The sequence below is a fragment of the Frankia sp. CcWB2 genome, assembly GCF_977927585.1.
The window spans coordinates 2,415-4,234 of the sequence record NZ_CDWRCM010000073.1; the positions used below are offsets into that span (position 1 = coordinate 2,415).

Annotated in this window: 2 protein-coding genes; both read left to right on the plus strand. The window is 69.9% G+C overall.

The window, feature by feature from the left end; translation table 11 throughout:
* Positions 1–181 precede the first annotated feature (181 nt).
* The gene (locus ACY45C_RS10010; RefSeq protein ID WP_462187350.1) at positions 182–1,081 is read left to right on the plus strand and encodes a hypothetical protein; all 900 of its coding nucleotides are present in this window, start codon (positions 182–184) and stop codon (positions 1,079–1,081) included.
* 123 nt (positions 1,082–1,204) lie between these two features.
* On the plus strand, positions 1,205–1,636 hold the full coding sequence (locus ACY45C_RS10015; RefSeq protein WP_462187351.1) for a hypothetical protein: 432 nt from the start codon (positions 1,205–1,207) through the stop codon (positions 1,634–1,636).
* The last annotated feature ends 184 nt before the right edge of the window (positions 1,637–1,820 follow it).

The following is a 1,820-nucleotide window of genomic DNA, read 5'->3' on the forward strand; positions in this document are numbered from 1 at the left end:
ATCCGGAGGGTCAATGGAGTCGAAATGAAATAACTTGCGCGTTTCGAACCCTCCACAGGCCTGTGACCTGCGATGATGCTCTCGATCACGTATTTGTTACTTCATTACGTCCCCAATGCGGCAACTCCTGACGCATTCTTTCCGGCTCCCGCGTCCCCGCGATCGTCCACGAGAAGGTGCCATGTCCGGTAAACCACAACAGCCACCGCGCGCGACCGGGGACTCCCACCTCGACGCCCTCCTGGCCCGCCGCTACAAGGACTACGAGCAGCACTACAAACGGTACGGAGTGTCGTTGGGTGCGATCGCCCACGAGCTTGCCCCTGACGGGGCGGGCCGGGACGAACACCGCAACCTCGCGGCGCGGATCGGCCGCTTCTACCTGACCGGAACGGGGCGGTCCGCCGCCCGCTGGGCTTACTTCGAGACGGAGCTTCGGCTGTGGTTCTCCGCCGCGAAGACGCCAGCCGCGGAGCGAAAGACCATACTGGATGAGTACGCCGCGCTGTATCGCCGGGCCTTCCCGCACGCGACCGACGGCCCGTACGGGGCGCGGGCGGACACCGACGTGTCGTTCGAACAGCATGTCCAGAGTATCATGGCCGGGTTCACCCGGCTTCTCGGCACGAAGAGCATGCCCAGTGAATTGTCCGGTGAGGAGCTCCGGCGGATCGCCGGCGACCTGATTCCTCTCCTGGACAACAAAAGTATGTTCAATCCCTGCCTGGCCCTGAGCATGGAGATGACCAGAAGGCCGTTCGATGAGCAGAGCCGAGCGGCCGCGGAGGCGATCACCACGTGCGACGAACGGCTCGCTGAAATCGATCAGGCGCTCTGCGGGATCGGGGGACACGGTGTCCGGCGGCTACGCCGCGCCATCGCAGAGCACCGAACGGAACACCGTCGGATGCTTATGCTCCCCCCGATTGCCGACGGGGCCTTCCCAGACCTCGCCCGTACCGACGGCGTGCATCCGCCCGCAGGCACGGGATCGCCGTTGTCCGCCGGGTCCGCGGGGGGAAGGCCCGCCACGGGAACCGGATGTGACGGTGAACCGGATGTGACAATGGCCTGCCGATGACGGCACAGGGGGCGGTAACCGGTCCGCTTTCGGCGGCGGGAACGGCACCGGCCAGACTCGTCCCCCGATCGGCATTTATGATCATCTTTTTGGGGGTGGGGTGGGCGTGGCAGGCTGCCGGGTGTGAGCAGGGGCAGCGCCGCGGCCGATCACGTCCGCGGCACAGACGGCGAGGACGGTCCCCCGGCCGGGGCGGGCAGCACCCCGACCGATGTGCCCGATGTTTCCAATGGGCCCAAGGAGTCCGGTTCGCCAGGTGTTCCAGGTGTTCCAGGTGCGCCCGCCGGAGGCGGGCCGGACGCGGGTACCGATGTCGGGGCGGCCGCGGCGGGTCCGTCGTGGGACATCATCCTGTCCCACGCGAACGCGCCGCGGGACGCCGCGTGGGCGCGCTGGCTGGCCTGGCAGCTCGAGCAGGCCGGCTACCGGGTTGTGAGCCATCCGCTGACCGCGGCCCCCGCCGGGGACCCGACCCCGCCGGGGACACGGCGCTCCCCGGCGACCCCGCGCTCGACCTGGACCGGCATCTCACCCTCGGCGGGGAGATCCTGCTGATCTGGTCGTCCGCCTACCTGGCCGCGCTCACCCGCTCGGCCCAGGCCGGGGCCGCCGTGCCGGTGCCGGCGGTCCGGTCCCGCGGCGGGGGACGGTGCGAATGCCGCCCTCGGGGGAACGGGCGCCCCTGCCGGGGGAACGGCGCGGGGAGGACCGGCAGGGCGCCCGGCCCGGCCCGGCCGGG